The organism is Lactobacillus sp. (assembly GCF_051873315.1).
GTDB lineage: Bacteria > Bacillota > Bacilli > Lactobacillales > Lactobacillaceae > Lactobacillus.
Genome location: NZ_JBJEES010000104.1, coordinates 1 through 1,900 on the forward strand (window position 1 = coordinate 1; position 1,900 = coordinate 1,900).

At 44.7% G+C, this 1,900-nt stretch carries 2 protein-coding genes; both read right to left on the reverse strand.

Annotation, left to right across the window (positions count from 1 at the left end):
* A partial coding sequence (locus ACI32D_RS06170) for an ABC transporter transmembrane domain-containing protein (RefSeq protein ID WP_439775729.1) occupies positions 1-856 on the reverse strand: 856 nt, incomplete at its 3' end.
* Positions 843-1,900 (reverse strand): hypothetical protein (locus ACI32D_RS06175; RefSeq protein ID WP_439775730.1); only part of this gene is annotated, 1,058 nt, incomplete at its 5' end. The genes ACI32D_RS06170 and ACI32D_RS06175, both read right to left, overlap by 14 nt.

The window sequence follows — 1,900 nt, forward strand, 5'->3', positions numbered from 1 at the left end:
AATAGCTGCCGGCGATGTTTTCCAGGACGGAAAAAATACTGCTGGCGAAATAACCAGCCGCAATGACGCCGCCTAAGGACATTTGTCCTTTAAAGAAGAGGAAGCCGGCGATGAGGGGGATGCTGACTGTGCCTAAGGCGTTGCTAAGGCTTTGCAGGCACTGGATCTGGCTGTTGATCTTGCGGCGGCTGACTTGCCGGTCGGCCAGCTCTTGGCCGGACTTAAGCAAGGCTTTTTGATAAGGGCTTTTGGCAAAATAGCGGCGAAGTTCTGCCAGGCCGGCAGTCCATTGGGCAATAGTCGCTAAAAAGTGCTGGTTGGCAACTGACAATTGATCAGTGGCCTGGTTGCTGTATTTTTCCAATAAGCGGGCAATCGCGAAGGAAGTCACGGTAGTTAAGAGGCTGGCCAGGAGCAGGAGCCAGTGAAAAGACAAGAGGCTGGCGACAACCATAAGCGCGTTGATAACGTCACAGATCAAGTAAAAGAGAACAGTCGCGTAATCGTAAGTCAAGGTGTCAAGGTCTTGGCTAAAGTGGTTGGTCATTTCGGAGACGCCGGCAGGCTGTTGGTAATAGTGGTCAGCCAGTCTGTCTCTGACGCCGTGCAGATACTGCTGGGTCTGCTTGCTGAAGAGGTAGTTGGCCCCGTTGAAAGCCAAGTTCAGTACTAAGGCCAGGGCAAACTGAATCAGAAGCAGGCTACAAAAAATGTTAAAACGGCCGGCGGAAACTTGGTTGACCATTGGCGAGAACAGGTAAGTTGAAGTAACGTCGATGACCTGGGTCATGACCAGCAGGGCAAAGATTATGGCGAAGCGGCCCCGGTTGCTGTTGATTAGTTTACGTAAAGTCATGAGTAAAAATGGTGTAGTCTTTTTCTCCTAAAGGATCTTGGGATATGAGTTGCATAACGGTTTCGGCATCTTTTTTTAGACCTAGTTTTGCTAGAGAGGCTGCTAAGATTTGTTTCATTCTTTTTATACCTAAAACATCGCCCAACTGCCGGTATTCTGATAGAGCATCTATGCTGCCAGATATGGCAAGTGAAAAATCTTCGGTCTTGTAGTCAATATAAGCAGCTGTAGCAAATTCTTCAGCTAAATACTCACTGTTATACGCAGAAGTCAGTTTGATGCTGTTTTTTATGATTTCTTTGGCAAGATCATAGTTTTGCAACTCTAGTTCTAATTGAACTTGATTAATTGAAACTTGACTATAATAACGAACAAGCTCAGAAATCAATGTAGTGTTGGCAGCATCGCTTGTGGTAATACAGCTGCTTAGAATTGTACTGGCACTAAGCAACAGAAGACGGGCGTCTTGCAGATGCTGATAGTGATTATCGGCGGTAGAAATTAGAGCTAGCGCAAGTAAGTTGTCAATAAGAACTAAAGATTCCTCAGTTTGATCTTGAAGAATCATTTTAGAGGTCAAGACTGACATCGTTTTATAAAAATCCTCAGTATTATTAGTACGTTTTAGTTTTAAGACGCACAAGCGATGAAGTATCAGTCTTTGAATTTCAGGTTCCTCTGCTTTATCTAAAGCTAAGTTAAAAATTATTTCTGCTAATCTGGCATCCCTCTCAATACCGCAAAGCGTAGCGAGTTTTACCAAATCGGCTGGGGAATCTATCTGACATAATTCATCTTGCCGGAGTGTGACCACTGAGTGACAAGACGAATAGTAGCCGAGGATCATTACGATAGAATCAATCCAAGTTGCCAGGTCGAAGATATCAATTGTCATGAGCTGGGCTACGATCTCTTCTTCGGTTGGCAAAGTTATCCCAAGCTTTTTGCTGACTTGTTCAATAAAGTAGAATTGTGATGTCGATTTACGCAGTCCGAAGTCCGTTAAGAATTCAGGTGCTTTTAGACTTCTGCTGTGAGCGGGTT